This window comes from Lysinibacillus sp. GbtcB16 (assembly GCF_019091145.1).
Classification (GTDB): Bacteria; Bacillota; Bacilli; order Bacillales_A; family Planococcaceae; genus Lysinibacillus; species Lysinibacillus fusiformis.
The window spans coordinates 1-16,040 of record NZ_JAGXJV010000008.1 but is presented as its reverse complement, the minus strand read 5'-3'; the positions used below and the strand labels follow the sequence as shown (position 1 = coordinate 16,040).

The window sequence follows — 16,040 nt, the reverse complement described above, 5'->3', positions numbered from 1 at the left end:
TTATAGGGCCATTTTCTTCAACTCATTCGTTGTGAAATAAAGATAGCCATCTTTCACAAATAAATCCTTCGTATCTTCTCGGTTTAGGGACTGTTCCCCGCTACCATCTGGACGAATTTTTGTTAAATAAGCACCTCGGGAATAATTACTATAATAGAGCCATCCATCTGCATAAACGACGTATTGTACACGGGAATTTGTTACTCGTTTCGTTTTACCCGTCTTCATATCAAGCACATACAGCTTATTGTCATCAGAGATGTTGCTAAAATATAATTGATTGTCAACCTGCGCTGGGAAGTCTATATCATGATAGTAGCTATAGAGTGTACTCGTTGCTTTAGGATAATCTTCAGCAATCCATGAGTGGTCTTTTGCCATTGTGCGGTCATCAACTAAAAAGTATTGGTAGCGAATGGCCCCCTTACGATCTGGGACTGGATCATTCCACGTTGTATCAAGGTGATACCATTGTCCACCTAACTTCACTAAATTCCACGCATGTCCTTCTTGACCTACATATCCCACAATATATTTCGTTTCAATCCCTAGCTTTTGTAACATGGAGTGAGCAAGTAAAGCATAGCCCTGACATACCCCTCCCCGCTCTGCAAGAACGGTATAGGCGCTATGGGGACTAGAATTTGTTTGATCGGTATAGGCCGTATTTGCCACAATATAATCATTAACGGCTCGTACCTTTTCTACGTCTGACATAGATGTATTACTGATTTTGGCAATGATTTCTTGGACATTCATCTCCACGTAGGCAGCCTGTTCTGGGGTCATTAAATAGCTTTGCTCCCCAAATATTGTTGCCTGGTTTCTTCCATATTCAAAACGAATTGAATGTTTACTAATATGGCCATACACATAATCGTCTCTTTCGATGGCATTGTTATAGGCCTCTTCTACAATTTGTTCAATTCGTTGTGTATTCCCTTTATACTGAATTTCAAATTTCGGTGAGAAACTACTATAATACGCATACATTGCATCAGTCATTTCCTTAACGTTTGTCACAACTAACTTTGTCTCTGGCTTCTGAATTGCTTGAGCAGTAGGTGCTACCTCCATATCATGCATGTCTTCTATAGGTATGGCCGTTTCTATTGAGGCATTGTCTGAAAGTCTAGCGGTTACATCAACGATTTTTTCCTTTGTTGAAAGAAGCATTGTTTCTATCTCATCATTATTTGTCCATTCCGCTACCTGCCGGACAACTGCTTTACCTGCCGTATAAATGGGGTCAATGAAAATAATGATGATCATAATAATGGCTAATTTCTTCCACAAACTCCTCACCTCCAACCGTCTTCTTCTATTCATTATATACAAAAACAAGCACAAAGAACCCGTTCAGAGTCCTTTTATGCCTGTTAATAATTGTTTATTGACTTAATGTAAGTTTATGCTCTTTGGCATTCATGTTATAGATTAGATAATTGTCACTAATCTTTAGATTCGTTACTGGCTGTTTGACCAACACTTCAGCCTTTAAAGTTTTCAGATTTAGCTTTGTTAAATAACCACTGTTGCTATAATCACTATAATATAGATTTTGGCCCACTCCAGTAATATACAACGCTCGTTTATCCAACACTTTTGTTTTTTTACCAGTTGCCATTTCTAGCTTATATAATTTATCGTGATCAGCCGTATTACTAAAATAGACGACATTATTTAATGGATACGCAAAATGAACATTGCGCATAAAGCTATATTTAGTGCTTGTGGCAGCAGGGTAATCTGCCTGAATCCAAGAATGATCCTTCTTAAGCACTTCATCCGTCACCAAAAAGTAATCATATGATGCAGCACCAATGCGATTTGGTAGTGGATCATTCCATGTTGTATCCAAATGATACCATTTACCATCTACCTTTACCAAGTTCCAAGCATGGGCTTCATTTCCATTTACAAATCCCACCACATATTTTGTTTCAATTCCACTCTGTGATAACATTGCCTGTGCAGCTAAGGCATAACCTTGGCAAACAGCTTGTCCTTCAAATAGCAAAGCATAGGCACTATGGGGACTTGCCTTTGTTTTAGTACCATAACTAGTATTCGATACAATATAATCATTAATAGCTTTTACTTTATCGAATTCAGTCATAGTAGGTTTTATAATATTTTTCAATACTTGACCCATCTTTTTTTGTACAGCTGCTTCTTGTGTTTGATTTGTCAGGTACTTTATTTTATAGGATACGTTCCCTAAAGAATCTGCGGAAATTGTTGTGCTTTCCATATGTCCGCTTGCGTATACAGCCTGCTTTTTAGCTTGATCAAAAGCAGCCATAATCTCTTTTTTGAAATCATCCATCGGCCCAGTATATGTAATGTTAATATCCGTTTCAAAACTATTAATTTTCTTTATTAGTTCTTTTGTAAACTGCTCCCAAGTTGTGACTGTTGAATTTGCTACAACAGGATTTATTACAGACTTAGTTTCCTCATGTTGTGCATAAGCCGCAGTCGGACTTAACATAAGTAAAGTAGCGCCACATAATAACCATTTCTTCATAACACGATCACCTTCCCTTTTACGCTATCATTATTAGTTAGCATAACAAAGAAAGTGACTACTAGGCTATGAGACAAGCGCCCCAACTAAGACTTTCAACTAAAAAAATAAAATAATCCTTATACTATAAATTACCTAAAATTTGAATATAGGCGTCGATTATAACTATTAAATTGTAAAAAAATAAAACTCACTACATTCCAGTGAGTTTTACGACAATTAACGACTTTTTACTACTAAGTTAACCGCTTCCTGAATGGCCTCATTCATCTTTTCGCCATCCCCTTCCGCATTTTGCACACATTCCAATAAATTTGTACTAACAATCACACCAACTGTTCGGTCTACTGCCGAGCGGACGGCTGATAGCTGCGTAATCACTGCCTTACAGTCTTTTTCCTCCTCCATCATCTTCAAAATACCACGTAGCTGACCTTCCATCCGTTTCACACGATTTTTTACTTGATCTGAATATTCCATAAACATGCTCCTTCTTTCTATACTCGCTACGTTCTATTGAGTAATTGTTATCCTTTATCCTAGCTCTTTATTTCAATTTTAAACCTTAATTATCATTGTTTTCTTGGTCGTAAATAATTCATAAGCATTCTCGTTATAATGGAGCCTGCATTTGTTATTTCATCATACTGAATAATGGAGTTCTTTTTTATTCGTAATTGCCCAATCTCTATCTCGAAAATAGGGCACTTTCGTTTAAGTGCAGCGATTAGCATATTTGTATCATAATCATAATGTTCACCTTTTACCTTCATTAGCCATGGTAATTCATTCATCGAAATATAGCGTAAACCAGTTTGAGTATCCATCAATTTCCGGTGATAGAGCAGTTCAAATAAGAGACTTGTTGCACGATTTCCCCAATACGAAAGAAAGGTACTATCGACCGAATGGAAGTTTCGCACGCCTAGCACAATACCTTCTGAAAAGACCTTCGTCATCGTTAAAACAAGCTTTACATCTTGTAATGTATGCTGACCATGTGCCCCTACTGTGAGTACCCCATGAAATATTCTTTTTTGCTCTCGTATATATGTAAAGGCTGTTTTTAGGGCACCACCTTTTCCAATATTGTCTCGATGCTGAAGGACTTGGCAACCTTCAATTTTTTTTAGGTCGTCAAAAATCCCTTTATATTTCTGATCACTTCCATCATTGACAATAATAATTTGTGTAATGGTCGTTGCTAGTAATTGATGTACATAGGTAATGAGTGATTGTTGCGGATTATATGCTGGAATAATAGCTGCAATATTTTTCATGTCTATCCTCCACCTATAGGCTGTCAGGCTCTTCATATTGATGAATTCCCCTTATATCAAATAGTATCATGTAACAGCAACAATTCAACTGATGAATCCCATGAAAACATATCAATAATATCGATATTTCTCCGATATATGAAAAAAGAGAATACCACGAAAGAGGGTGAGTACTATCGTCGTACATTATGAAATTCTTGAAGAACAATGTCATAAGTTAAGGCAATTTTCCTTCGCAACATTAGCTAAAAATTTACAGGAAGCTAGTTTTTTCGCCATTTCAAACCCTCTAGTTTCTTTACAAAAATCACTGCTCGTATTAGAGGAGATTTTATTTGAGGTTTATCAATTGGAAATGCATACTACGCCCAAATTAAAAAATGTTCGCATGCTGTTAAATAATCGTAGTTTTACAGCCCAGATTCATCCTCGTCGAATTTTCCTATTAATGAATCTCGTCTATAAAATGACAAGCCATACTAGTAATGAACTTGTGGAGGCAAAGGCGGCCAAAATTGTTCTTGATTATATAACTGATATTGTTGAATGGTTTATGAAGCGCTATGATCGTAGCTTTAAATCGAATGTCGCTGATGAGAATATTTTCTTGTCGGAAAACAACCTATATCAGCAGGACCATTCAACAGATGCTTATAAACATGCAGCTGATTGGTTCGAAATTGCGGCACAAAATGGTGATGCAAGTGCGCAATATAATTTAGGGGCGCTTTACAACCATGGGCAAGGCGTTAAAAAGGATTATACGCTTGCGAAAATGTGGTATGAACGAGCCGCAGCTCAAAACGATCCCAATGCACACTATAGTCTCGGTGTCCTCTTTCATCTAGGACAAGGTACGGAACAAAATTATGGGGAGGCCGCTCATCACTACCAAATAGCGGCTGATTTAGGAAATGCAGATGCTCAGTATAATCTGGGTGTGCTTTATAATCAAGGGTTGGGCATATCACAAGATTTCAATGAGGCAGCCAAATGGTACACCTTAGCCGCGGATCAAGGGAATACCAGTGCACAAAACAATTTAGGATTTCTTTATCATAATGGGACAGGTGTAGAGCAAAGTTATGTGATGGCCAGCACTTATTTTGAAATGGCCGCCTTAGCCGGAGATGCAAGTGCGCAATATAATCTAGGCTATATGCATTTGAAAGGTCGTGGCATTCAACAAAATTTTGCAGAGGCAGCTAAATGGTTGCACATGGCCGCTTTACAAGACCATATGAATGCAGAATTTCAAATTGCCATGCTCTACAATACTGGCCAAGGAATAGACAAGGACCCTATTGAGGCTTTGAAGTGGTTTAAGCTAGCGGCACATAAAGGACATTTACATGCACAATATTACCTTGGTCTTCTCTATGAAAAAGAACAGGATATCGTATTAGCTGAGAAATGGCTACTCCTAGCTGCTAAAGAAGGACATATTAGTGCTGGCTTCGAGCTTGGGCGTCTATATGTTTATCAACTTCAACAACCAGATAAAGCTCTGCCCTATCTAAAGGCTGCAGCTGAAAAGGGTTATGTGGATGCTCAATATGAGCTCGGACTTTTATTAACTTCAGGAGCTGGTGTTCCTGTTAATTATCCAGAAGCCGTGCAATGGTGGAGAGCTGCAACTGATCAGTCTCATATTCAGGCTGAGTATCAATTAGGCCTATTATATGAGCAAGGATTAGGGGTTTCTGTGGATCTTGAAGAGGCACGTCGCTGCTATCGATTAGCTGCGATTCAAGGGCATGCGGGTGCTCAATACCAGCTCGGAAATTTATTTGATAAAGGCAAGGGTGTTATTCAGGATTATACTGAAGCTGCCAAATGGATTGAGCAAGCTGCGGCTCAAGGACATATAAAAGCACAATACCAATTAGCACAAATGCACAGTCATGGGCAAGGCGTTCCAAAGGATTTTGCTAAAGCAGCCCAGCTCTATCGATTGGCTGCGAATCAGGGGCATCAGAAGGCACAATTCCAACTCGGTCTGATCTATAAAAAAGGGCAGGGTGTTGCCCAAGATTATCAAGAAGCCACAAAATGGCTGAAAAAATCACTTCAAGATATCCAATAACATGAAAACCTACCGCGTCACGAGCTTATGTAACACGGTAGGTTTTTCTAATTTTTCATATCTTCCTGTTGTTTAATCATAAATGTTACTACAATGAACAAAGCAAAGCTAATTAATAACGTAGTTCCACCTACAATAAAGAACACTAAAGTAAAGGTGCTACCAAAATTAAATGGATTGATATTGTAAAACCACATCCCTAATGTTAAGCCAAAAACACCAAGAATAGCTGTCCAACCATGTATATTCACTAATTTTTGTGATTTGACTTTAAAAGCTCTATAAAAAATACCCCACGCAAACATACTCAGCCAACCAACAAGTAAAATATGTGCATGTATCGGTCTATATTCGTAACTACCTGAACCGGACATATGTGAACCTAGATAGGTTCCAATTAAAGCAAAAATGGCAGCCAATCGAATAAGGCGTATGCTCCACTTCTGTTCCATACGAAAACTCCCCCTTAGTTTGTTTCAACTAAGTAGCAGTTTACCGGGAGAACATGAACTTTATATGAACTCCTCATGACAAAATGGGGAGATCTATATATACCTTTGTCCCCGCATTGACTGCGCTTTCTATATGGACAGTGCCTCCATGTAGCTCTACGATTTGCTTGACAATTGCTAGTCCCAATCCTGTCCCTTGCTTCGTTCTAGAAGTGTCTGCTCGATAAAAACGGTCATAAACTTTTGCTAATTGATCTGCAGTCATACCTATTCCATTATCCTCAACAAGTATTGCAAGCGAAGCAGGTTTTTGCTGTAAATCTAGATGTATTTGACCTCCCTCCACATTGTACTTAATCGCATTTGTCAGCAAGTTGTCCCACACATTTTGTAGAAGCCCTGCATCCCCATTAAAAATAACTTGCTCCATTTTGTAAGTGATTTGGAGCTGAGCCTCTTCCATTTGCCAGCGATATTTTCGTACGCTTTCCTTTAGCTGTTCATCTAATCGGTAACGCTCACGTTTGACTATTCGTGTCGATTGATCAAGCGATGTTAATAACAATAACTGCTTCGTTAAAGTTGATAAGCGTTTTGTTTCCAATTCGATAATGGCTGCGTACTCCCGTCTTTCCTTTTCCTTCAGCAAAGGATTTTTTAGTAAGTCAACATATCCTTGAATATTTAATAAGGGGGATTGAAAATCATGCGATACATTACTTATGAATTCCTTTCGTACGCGATCATTCTCCTGTAATTTTTCTGTCATTATATTAAAACTAGTAGCTAATTGGCCTAATTCATCATTACGGTCAATATCCAAAACAGTATCAAATTTTTCATGTGCAAGCTGTTGAGTTGCAGCTGTTAGCTTTGTAATGGGACGAATTAGTGCCTTAGCAAATAGTAGCATGGCAAGTAAACTGAGCACTATCATGACGAGCATTAATCCACCAAGCAATGTATGTACCTCCGAAAACAATAAGCGAATATCCGGTCTTACGAACAATGCATAGGATTTATTTTCATACGTAAATGGCACACCAATTGTATTAATTAACTCATTTGCAAAAAAGCCTGTTACAAACGTTTCTTTTGGGAAATCTCGCATCCCATGATAGACCTCACCATTTAAAACATGCTTTACAACGGATTCTGATAAATTCTTATCCCGATAATCGCCACCAAAAAAGTGCCCTTCCTCGCCAGCGGTTACATATATTTGATAGCCAATTTCGCCAAGTGTCATGAAATAATTATTTAAATCCTCTGGCTTTGCAATCTCAATATATTGCGCAATCCCCTGTGCGATGACAACGTTTTTTGTATCATTTTTTTCTTTTACGACTTGATGATAATATGTATTCGTCGCTAAAAAACCAATACACAAGCTCCCAATCATCACTAGCAATGTGGTCATTACAAATTTACTATATAAAGTCTTCATGACGTTGCCTCTAGCTTATAGCCAACGCCTCGTACCGTGATGATTTCAACAGCCGTATCAAAACGATTTAATCTTTCTCGAACCCGCTTCACATGCGTATTCAATGTTTGCTCGTCTCCATCATAGTCATAGCCCCATACTTGCTCCATTATATAGCTCCTTGTAAATACCTGGTTAGGACGTGATGCCAATAACGCCAGCAATTCAAATTCCTTTAAAGGTAAGATAAGTGTCTCTTCTCCAATAATAACCTCGAAGCTACGACGATCGATTACTAGATGGCCCACTTGGATGGTTATTTGATTTTTCTTATCCAATCTCCGCAAGATAGCGGCTATACGAAATAATAATTCCTTTGGCTCAAAGGGCTTCACAACATAATCATCTGAGCCTGCTAAAAAGCCTCGCTCTTTATCTTCAAGCTCGCCCTTTGCTGTTAATAATAAAACAGGGATATCATAATCTTGTGTTAAAGTCTCGGTCAGTGTGAATCCATCCATCCCTGGCATCATCACATCTACGACTGCTAAATCGGGTAGATTCCCGTTAAGTAATGCTAGTGCCTGCTGAGCATTTTCCGCACGTAACACTTGATAGCCCTCTTTTGTTAAATAAATATTTACTAGCTGTAAAATATGCACATCGTCATCGACAACAAGAATTTTCATCTGCTTACCTCCAGTCAATATGAAAAAAATTCGCTCACTTGGAACGAATTTTTCATCATAGATCCTTATTATTTTATAACGAAAATATAGAAATCAACAGCAATAAGAGAAAAGGTAACCCAATGACAATATATCCTCTTGGATTGGCAAGGTTCATCGTCCACCCTACCCCAAAACGTTTCTCTACAAAAATGGAAGGATCCTGGCGATTCATATAAATTAAGCCGCCCTTCCAATAACGATCTTCATCCACATCCATGACCTGTGAATCAATATTTTTTTCATAGCGAACTCTATATTTGCGCTTTTTCACAACATAAATTAAAAGAGAACCGACTACAACAACTAAAAATAAAACAAATAGCGGTAATAGCTTATAGCCTACAGTCATGGCAGGATAAATATTACTAAGTTGTAGTACCGTTAATAACACTGTTATAGCATAGCTTACTAATAAAATTTGCCAGCTCATAAATTTTCGAGTTTTTAGCTGATCCTCTAGCGATTCCTCCTTGCGATTTACTGCTATTTTAATGGCAGAACGCTTTATCGAATCAGTAATGCCCCACATCATGAATTGCATCATTAGCATAATAAGAGGCAATGAAATGGCTGTTAAATACGTCTTGCTTTTCCAAGCATCTGCCTCTCCACTCGGTCCCCAATGTACAGCTATATTAGCTGGCATTTGATCGTAATGAAGGATTGTATAAATAATTAAAAATCCTGATATCACTAAGGGCACAGCAAAGAATGACCAAGGCAGCATCTCATCACGGCTTCTTGCTGTAAGATCGACTGCACGTACCTGTTTTAGATTTACGCCCCACTGCTCCTGCCTTTTTAAGGCTGATATCTTTTGGTGATATACCCAGTATAGCCCCATACTCACTGTAAGCAGGCTCCATAAACAACCGAGTAAAAACATGCCTTGAATGGATTCAGAAGTAAGCAAGTTGTAACTAATAATCATAACAATTAAAAACACCACGCCAGTGCCTCCGACTATTTGGGCGTAACGTTTTTTAACATCAGCTAGGGCAGGATGCTTAATATGTTGATCTGGCACAGTGACCCCAAAAACAATGGTCTCACGTACGATAAAAGGAACGATCATTTGTAAAACTAATGTCATGATGTAAATAGATATAAAAACACCAAGTAGCATTTTGCTACACTCCCTCTGCTGGAATATGCAAGTCTGCGAACACCTTTTTCATCATGTGCTCAATTTGTTCTACTGTTGCGCCGAGCACCATACCTTCTGCCACAACAGGCTTTAAATTCTTTTCAATTTGTCGTAGTTGTTCTGGCGTCAAAGCCCTCTCCTCTGTTGAACATATAATGGCTCCTGATTTCGCGCGTATAGCTATTATGCCTTTAGCCTCTAATTCATGATAGCTTTTATTTACAGTATGCATATTAACGCCTAAATCAGCAGCTAAACTCCGAACAGATGGCAAGGTCTCTCCTTGCTTCATATCGCCTCTTGCTATCCCTTCAATGATTTGACGTGTCACCTGCTCATAGATGGGAACGTCAGATTGCGGCTCTATTTGAATAAACATGTTTATCAGCTCCATATTTGTTATATGTTTAGTATAACAAATATTTTTTAAATGTACATGAAGGACAAACTATTTATAGTGAGCGCTTAATCGTCTCGATAAAATTTTGCACCAGCAAATTTTGCTTTTCATTTTTTCTCGTACAAATGGAAATTTTATGTTTAACGGGATGTATATCTTTTATATAGACCCTTGCCAATTGCCCACTCTCGACATATTCTCTAACTGCCAGGGATGAAATAAAATTGGCACCATATCCAGCTATAACAGAACGTATTGATTCATTGATCCCATTAAATTGTAACGCAATTTTTGGTGGCTCTACTTGGTACGTTTGACATAAGGAAAAAAGATGCTCTCTCATCGAGCTTCCTTTCTCTCTCATAATAAATGGCTCCTGAAACATTTCAATTAATGTAATAGTTTGATGAGCATACCTATGATGGGGTGACACCACAAACCATAATTCATCCTCATATAATTCCTCCCACCATATTTCTTTAGGTCTCTCAGAAATTCCTCCGCCATAAATGGCAAGGTCGGCTTTATAGTGTATTAGTTGCTCAAAGGCATCCTTGGTATTCGTAGTTGTAATCATTAAATTTACATGTTCATTGGCTGCCTTAAAAATAGCTGCCCATTTAGGAATTAAAAAATTGGCTGGTAGGTAAGTAGCTACTATATGTAAATCCCCTGCTTTGGCAAGGCGATACTCTTCTACAAATGTTTCTATATGCTGTTCAAGGGCCATCAAATGTTGAGCTTTCTCCGCTAGAGCTATGCCAAACTCCGTAAGTACGACCCCTCGCCCCTGCTGCTGAAAAAGTTGCACACCTAGTTCATGCTCAAATCGTTTAATTTGGCTCGAAACAGCAGGCTGGCTTATACATAATAATTCTGCCGCTTTTGTGAAACTACCAGTCGTAGCAACATGATAAAACAATTTTAAGCCATGAATATTCATCATTTTCTCCTATCCATAACATTTAGTTATATATGAATAATTATAATATATTTTTTTTATGATTTATTTTATCATACACTCTATATGCAAGCTTGCACTTTTTAAACGACATAGAAATGAGGGCTGTACGATGACAGAGTTACATGTTTGGCATAATGTAGATAATTATTTTACAGATAAGCTTCTACCAGATAACAGCTGTCTTACCGCTGCACTACTGGCAAATAAAGCTGCAGGTATACCTGAAATTGATGTATCTCCAACCCAAGGGAGATTTTTGTATTTACTAACTAAATTAAAAGGAGCCGTTAATGTATTAGAGATTGGCACACTTGGTGGGTATAGCAGCATATGCTTAGCTCAAGCTCTTTCAAAAGAAGGCAAAGTAGTGACTTTAGAAATTAATGAAGACTATGCCTCTGTCGCTCGCAAAAATATACGACATGCAGGCTTAGAGGAAAAGATTGAAATTATCATCGGTCCAGCGTTGGATACATTGCCAGACTTGAAAAAAAGGGGGCAATTTTTTGATGTCATTTTTATTGATGCAGATAAGCCAAATAATCCTGAATATTTAAAGTGGGCAGTAAGGCTAGCGAATTCAGGTGCCGTTATTATTGCGGATAATGTAGTGCGGAATGGTGCTGTCACAGATATAAATAGTATGGACGAACGTGTTAGCGGCGTACAGCAATTTATAGATCTGCTAAAAGAGGAACCCCGTATTGAAGCAACAGCTATACAGACGGTTGGCGTCAAAGGCTATGATGGATTTGTCCTAGCCATAGTCAATTAAGATAGAAAAAATCCGCGTAGCCTGGAAGAACAGTTACGCGGATTAATAAAAAAAGATGTCTTATAAGCTCCCCATCTAAGCTCGTAGGACATCTTTTCTATAAGTAGACCCCTTTAATACAATTGTGCTCATCTCATTAGTAACGGGGGAACAGACCCCGTTATATTTTATTTTGTAGGAAAGCTGAATATGTTTTTAGTAGATTTTCATTTACGCTAATTTTTCATAGCCTGGAAGTGTCAAGAATTCCGCGAATTCATCTTGCTCAATTAAGGATTTAAACAGTTCAGCGGCTTCTTCAAAGCGACCACTGTTATAGGCTTGTTCCCCAACAGCCTCCTTAATTTTGACAAGCTCTTCTTCCAGAATTTCAAGGACAAACGCTAATGTAATGCCGCGCCCATCATCTAAAATACCTTTTGGATGTCGAACCCACTGCCACACTTGTGTACGAGAGATCTCTGCTGTCGCAGCATCCTCCATTAAATTGTTAATTGGTGCAGCACCATTACCACGAAGCCATGAAGCAATATATTGTACACCAACACTACAGTTAACACGAAGTCCCTCAAGGGTAATTGTGCCCTCAGGTACAGCTACTAAATCATCTGCAGTAACTTGTACATCCTCACGCTTTTTATGAATTTGGTTGGGGGTCGTCATAATGGCATCAAATTGCTCCATTGCTGTTGCCACCATACCTGGGTGCGCTACCCAAGTACCATCATGCCCCTCTGTTGCTTCACGCCGCTTATCTTCAGCAACCTTTGCAAATGCCACCGCATTCGCTTCATCGTCATTTTTAACAGGAATTTGTGCAGCCATCCCACCCATTGCTGGTGCGTTCCGCTTATGACAAGTTTGAATACATAAAGATGTATAAGCCTTCATGAATGGGACGGTCATTGTAACTTGACCTCGGTCTGGTAAAATAACATCCGCTTGATTACGAAGGCGTTTAATATAACTAAAAATATAGTCCCAACGTCCACAATTCAGACCAGCTGAATGTTCACGTAGCTCATACAAAATTTCATCCATTTCAAATGCCGCCAAAATGGTTTCGATCAATACAGTAGCTTTTATAGTGCCCTGTGGAATGCCAATATAATCTTGGGCAAATACGAAGACATCATTCCATAGACGAGCCTCTAAATGGCTTTCAAGCTTCGGCAGATAAAAGTACGGCCCCGTTCCTTTTGCCAGTGCATTTTTTGCATTATGGAATAGATACAAACCAAAGTCGAAGAAACTTCCAGAAATCGGTTCATCATGAACAAGTACATGCTTTTCAAGCAGGTGTAAGCCTCTAGGACGAACTAGTAACACGGCTGTTTCAGCATTTAGTTTATACGTTTTTCCATTGGATGCTTGTGTAAACTCAATCGTCTTATTAATAGCATCACGCATATTAATTTGACCACCAATCATATTTTCCCATGTTGGAGAAGAAGCATCCTCAAAGCAAGCCATAAACATCTTTGCTCCAGAGTTTAACGCATTAATAACCATTTTACGGTCAACCGGCCCTGTAATTTCAACACGCCGATCCTGCAAATCTTGTGGAAGAGGTGCAATTGACCAATCACCTTCACGAATATGCTTTGTTTCAGGTAAGAAATCTAGTTTCTCTCCAGCATCTAGACGCTTTTGGCGTTTCTGACGAGCATTCAATAACTCTTTACGGCGAGCATCAAATTTCTCGTGCAGGGCAAGAACAAACTCAAGAGCTTCAGGCGTTAAAATTTCGTTTGTATGCTCATTTTGTTCTCCAACAATTTTAAGCTTACCTGTCGTTGCTTGTTTCATTAGTTGTTTACCCACCTTTGCGATTTTAGTTTTGTCTTCCTCCGCTTTAGGAGAAGCGGAGGAGACTACTCTATGATTATGAATTTAGGAAAACACGAATTTTTTATACGAACTGTTCAGTTTCTGTCGATCCGGCCATTGCCGTTGTTGAAGAAGTACCACCTGAAATAACTTGAGAAATTTCATCAAAGTATCCAGTACCTACCTCACGTTGATGGCGTGTCGCTGTATAGCCTTTAGATTCCGAAGCAAACTCAGCTTGCTGTAGCTTAGAATATGCAGCCATACCATTATCTTTATAATCATGTGCCAACTCAAACATAGAGTGGTTTAATGCATGGAACCCTGCTAAAGTAACAAACTGGAATTTATAACCTAGCTTACCAAGCTCACGCTGATACTCTGCAATTTCCTCTTCTGAAAGATTTGCTTTCCAGTTAAATGAAGGTGAACAGTTGTATGCAAGCATTTTACCTGGGAATTCTGCATGAATAGCTTCTGCAAATTCACGAGCTTCCTCAAGAGATGGTTTAGAAGTTTCACACCAAATTAAATCAGCGTATGGTGCGTAAGCTAAGCCCCGAGCAATTGCTTGTTTGATGCCAGCCTTTGTACGGAAGAAACCTTCAGGAGTACGTTCACCAGTAATAAACTCTGCATCACGTGGGTCGATATCTGAAGTAACCATATCTGCAGCATCAGCATCTGTACGAGCGATTAGAATTGTATCAACACCCATAACGTCAGCGGCTAATCTCGCAGCTACTAAATTACGAACAGCGTTTTGTGTTGGAAGTAAAACTTTACCACCTAGATGACCACATTTCTTCTCTGAAGCTAACTGATCTTCAAGGTGAACACCAGCTGCCCCTGCTTCCACCATGCCTTTAACAAGCTCAAATACATTAAGAGGTCCTCCGAAACCTGCCTCTGCATCTGCTACAATTGGAGCAAACCAGTCAAATTGATCGACACGTCCTTCAGCATAATCAATTTGATCTGCACGTTGAAGTGCTTGATTAATTCGTTTAACTACTGCTGGTACAGAATTAGCTGGGTATAGTGATTGATCTGGATACATTTGACCTGAAAGGTTTGCATCCGCAGCTACTTGCCAGCCTGATAGATAGATAGCTTTGAGTCCAGCTTTAACTTGCTGTACCGCCTGATTCCCCGTTAATGCCCCCAATGCATTAATAAACGGCTCCTCATGTAATGAATTCCATAGTCGAGTAGCGCCTTTTTTTGCCAAGGTTTGTTCAATTACTACAGTACCTTGTAGTTTAATAACCTCTTCAGCCGAATATGTGCGTTCAATACCAGCCCAGCGAGGGTTTTCAGCCCATTGTTTCTCTAAAGCTCCGATTCTTTCTTGACGAGTTGACATATTGAAATTCCACCTTCCCCTTTGTATACAATATACTCTGTTAAAAAACTTTTAAATCACTGTTCCATAACAGGTTTATTTGTTGTAAATTAATATATAACAGAGTATTTGAATTTTCATTATTTTTTGATAAAAGACCAAATTTTCATGACAAAGCTATTCTTTTTTGCGATGAAATTTGGATGGTTATTTACAAACAAGGGGGATATTCACAATGAACAATGAGTTAAAATCTTGTGCAAAAGATATTTCAGAACAATATATTTCAATGTTGAGCGATTGGATTCCTACTGATTCATCCATTGCAATTGCTGTTGATAATTCTTATATCTTTATTCAACCAGGGCATCCAAGTATCCATTTAGAAAGGAATCAACAAGTGTTACCTGGAAGTATTGCCGATCAAGTCTTGCGCACACAGAAAAAAACAGAAACAATTTTAGATAATTTGTCATGCGATACACCCTTTTACGGTATCGGCTATCCGATACTCATTCAGGATGAACCAGCTGCTCTAGTAGTTATACTGCCATCTACTTTCACTACTAAAAAGACAGAACCATTTGAGTTTATAACAGGAAAACAAGATGAAGAATGGAATCCTGTAGCCATTAATAAAGTATCACATATTGAAAGTCTTCAAAAAAAGACATGGTTTTATGTAGAGCGCGAACAATTTAAAACGAACATTACCCTTAAAGAACTTCAAATAAGATTACCATCATACTTTATTCGTATTCATAGATCCTATATCGTAAATATTTATTTCATAAAAAAAATGGCGCGTGATTTGACATCAAACTTTATTATTACATTAATGGATGGTAGTGAGTTACCAGTGAGTCAATCATATATCAATAACTTGAGAAGTGCGCTTGAGTTTTAAATATATTAGCTGTCTTGCTCTAGAGACAGCTTTAATTTTTTCTGTTGAAAACGAAAAAAGACCAGAGAAAAAATTCTCTGGTCTTTCTAGTGCCTAGCGACGTCCTACTCTCACAGGGGGAAGCCCCCAACTACCATCGGCGCTAAAGAGCTTAACTTCCGTGTTCG

15 protein-coding genes and 1 rRNA gene are annotated in these 16,040 nt (G+C 38.5%); 3 read left to right on the top strand and 13 right to left on the bottom strand.

Annotated features, from left to right (window positions below):
* The 4 genes from KVT27_RS19505 to KVT27_RS19490 all read right to left on the bottom strand — a co-directional run bounded on the left by KVT27_RS19505 (position 1) and on the right by KVT27_RS19490 (position 3,810).
* Entirely contained in the window at positions 1-1,305 is a 1,305-nt protein-coding gene (locus tag KVT27_RS19505; RefSeq protein ID WP_233301936.1) for a transglutaminase domain-containing protein, read from the bottom strand.
* Between the two features lie 85 nt (positions 1,306-1,390).
* Entirely contained in the window at positions 1,391-2,530 is a 1,140-nt protein-coding gene (locus tag KVT27_RS19500; protein ID WP_150908429.1) for a transglutaminase domain-containing protein, read from the bottom strand.
* 219 nt (positions 2,531-2,749) lie between these two features.
* Entirely contained in the window at positions 2,750-3,010 is a 261-nt protein-coding gene (locus KVT27_RS19495) for a metal-sensitive transcriptional regulator (RefSeq protein ID WP_004233098.1), read from the bottom strand.
* Positions 3,011-3,102: 92 nt separating this feature from the next.
* Positions 3,103-3,810, bottom strand: coding sequence for a glycosyltransferase (locus KVT27_RS19490; protein WP_036122112.1), 708 nt, complete (start codon positions 3,808-3,810; stop codon positions 3,103-3,105).
* Positions 3,811-3,976: 166 nt separating this feature from the next.
* Here KVT27_RS19490 and KVT27_RS19485 point away from each other — a divergent pair, with 166 nt between their 5' ends.
* Positions 3,977-5,896, top strand: coding sequence for an SEL1-like repeat protein (locus KVT27_RS19485; RefSeq protein WP_309140239.1), 1,920 nt, complete (start codon positions 3,977-3,979; stop codon positions 5,894-5,896).
* A gap of 47 nt (positions 5,897-5,943) precedes the next feature.
* On the opposite strand, the gene KVT27_RS19480 is transcribed toward KVT27_RS19485, so the two are convergent.
* The 6 genes from KVT27_RS19480 to KVT27_RS19455 all read right to left on the bottom strand — a co-directional run bounded on the left by KVT27_RS19480 (position 5,944) and on the right by KVT27_RS19455 (position 10,995).
* Positions 5,944-6,348 (bottom strand): hypothetical protein, encoded by a 405-nt coding sequence (locus KVT27_RS19480; RefSeq protein ID WP_025116855.1) that lies wholly within the window; start codon positions 6,346-6,348, stop codon positions 5,944-5,946.
* A 73-nt stretch (positions 6,349-6,421) separates the two neighbouring features.
* Entirely contained in the window at positions 6,422-7,795 is a 1,374-nt protein-coding gene (locus KVT27_RS19475) for a HAMP domain-containing sensor histidine kinase (RefSeq protein WP_217581783.1), read from the bottom strand.
* Positions 7,792-8,463, bottom strand: coding sequence for a response regulator transcription factor (locus tag KVT27_RS19470; RefSeq protein WP_036148215.1), 672 nt, complete (start codon positions 8,461-8,463; stop codon positions 7,792-7,794). The genes KVT27_RS19475 and KVT27_RS19470 overlap by 4 nt, the downstream gene beginning before the upstream one ends.
* A gap of 73 nt (positions 8,464-8,536) precedes the next feature.
* Positions 8,537-9,598, bottom strand: coding sequence for a DUF1648 domain-containing protein (locus KVT27_RS19465; RefSeq protein WP_235213850.1), 1,062 nt, complete (start codon positions 9,596-9,598; stop codon positions 8,537-8,539).
* A 37-nt stretch (positions 9,599-9,635) separates the two neighbouring features.
* Positions 9,636-10,031 (bottom strand): GntR family transcriptional regulator, encoded by a 396-nt coding sequence (locus KVT27_RS19460; RefSeq protein WP_036148217.1) that lies wholly within the window; start codon positions 10,029-10,031, stop codon positions 9,636-9,638.
* Positions 10,032-10,104: 73 nt separating this feature from the next.
* On the bottom strand, positions 10,105-10,995 hold the full coding sequence (locus KVT27_RS19455; protein ID WP_036122103.1) for a LysR family transcriptional regulator: 891 nt from the start codon (positions 10,993-10,995) through the stop codon (positions 10,105-10,107).
* Between the two features lie 130 nt (positions 10,996-11,125).
* Between KVT27_RS19455 and KVT27_RS19450 the strand changes: the two genes are divergently transcribed.
* Positions 11,126-11,791: an O-methyltransferase gene (locus KVT27_RS19450; protein WP_036122102.1), complete on the top strand. Its 666-nt coding sequence runs from the start codon at positions 11,126-11,128 to the stop codon at positions 11,789-11,791.
* A gap of 210 nt (positions 11,792-12,001) precedes the next feature.
* On the opposite strand, the gene aceB is transcribed toward KVT27_RS19450, so the two are convergent.
* Entirely contained in the window at positions 12,002-13,600 is a 1,599-nt protein-coding gene (gene aceB / locus KVT27_RS19445) for a malate synthase A (RefSeq protein ID WP_036148220.1), read from the bottom strand.
* A gap of 103 nt (positions 13,601-13,703) precedes the next feature.
* Positions 13,704-14,987 (bottom strand): isocitrate lyase, encoded by a 1,284-nt coding sequence (aceA, locus tag KVT27_RS19440; protein WP_036122096.1) that lies wholly within the window; start codon positions 14,985-14,987, stop codon positions 13,704-13,706.
* 214 nt (positions 14,988-15,201) lie between these two features.
* On the opposite strand from aceA, the gene KVT27_RS19435 reads away from it, so the two are divergent.
* Positions 15,202-15,873 (top strand): LytTR family DNA-binding domain-containing protein, encoded by a 672-nt coding sequence (locus tag KVT27_RS19435; RefSeq protein ID WP_036122093.1) that lies wholly within the window; start codon positions 15,202-15,204, stop codon positions 15,871-15,873.
* Between the two features lie 91 nt (positions 15,874-15,964).
* Here KVT27_RS19435 and rrf read toward each other — a convergent pair.
* Positions 15,965-16,040: ribosomal RNA gene (rrf, locus tag KVT27_RS27550) — 5S ribosomal RNA — on the bottom strand; the annotation flags it as partial.

Bases quoted from the DNA above. Each gene is read 5' to 3' on its own strand.
- KVT27_RS19500 (WP_150908429.1), bottom strand. From the start codon at position 2,530: ATGAAGAAATGGTTATTATGTGGCGCTACTTTACTTATGTTAAGTCCG.
- KVT27_RS19495 (WP_004233098.1), bottom strand. From the start codon at position 3,010: ATGGAATATTCAGATCAAGTAAAAAATCGTGTGAAACGGATGGAAGGT.
- KVT27_RS19490 (WP_036122112.1), bottom strand. From the start codon at position 3,810: ATGAAAAATATTGCAGCTATTATTCCAGCATATAATCCGCAACAATCA.
- KVT27_RS19480 (WP_025116855.1), bottom strand. From the start codon at position 6,348: ATGGAACAGAAGTGGAGCATACGCCTTATTCGATTGGCTGCCATTTTT.
- KVT27_RS19475 (WP_217581783.1), bottom strand. From the start codon at position 7,795: ATGAAGACTTTATATAGTAAATTTGTAATGACCACATTGCTAGTGATG.
- KVT27_RS19470 (WP_036148215.1), bottom strand. From the start codon at position 8,463: ATGAAAATTCTTGTTGTCGATGACGATGTGCATATTTTACAGCTAGTA.
- KVT27_RS19465 (WP_235213850.1), bottom strand. From the start codon at position 9,598: ATGACATTAGTTTTACAAATGATCGTTCCTTTTATCGTACGTGAGACC.
- KVT27_RS19460 (WP_036148217.1), bottom strand. From the start codon at position 10,031: ATGTTTATTCAAATAGAGCCGCAATCTGACGTTCCCATCTATGAGCAG.
- KVT27_RS19455 (WP_036122103.1), bottom strand. From the start codon at position 10,995: ATGAATATTCATGGCTTAAAATTGTTTTATCATGTTGCTACGACTGGT.
- KVT27_RS19450 (WP_036122102.1), top strand. From the start codon at position 11,126: ATGACAGAGTTACATGTTTGGCATAATGTAGATAATTATTTTACAGAT.
- aceB (WP_036148220.1), bottom strand. From the start codon at position 13,600: ATGAAACAAGCAACGACAGGTAAGCTTAAAATTGTTGGAGAACAAAAT.
- aceA (WP_036122096.1), bottom strand. From the start codon at position 14,987: ATGTCAACTCGTCAAGAAAGAATCGGAGCTTTAGAGAAACAATGGGCT.
- KVT27_RS19435 (WP_036122093.1), top strand. From the start codon at position 15,202: ATGAACAATGAGTTAAAATCTTGTGCAAAAGATATTTCAGAACAATAT.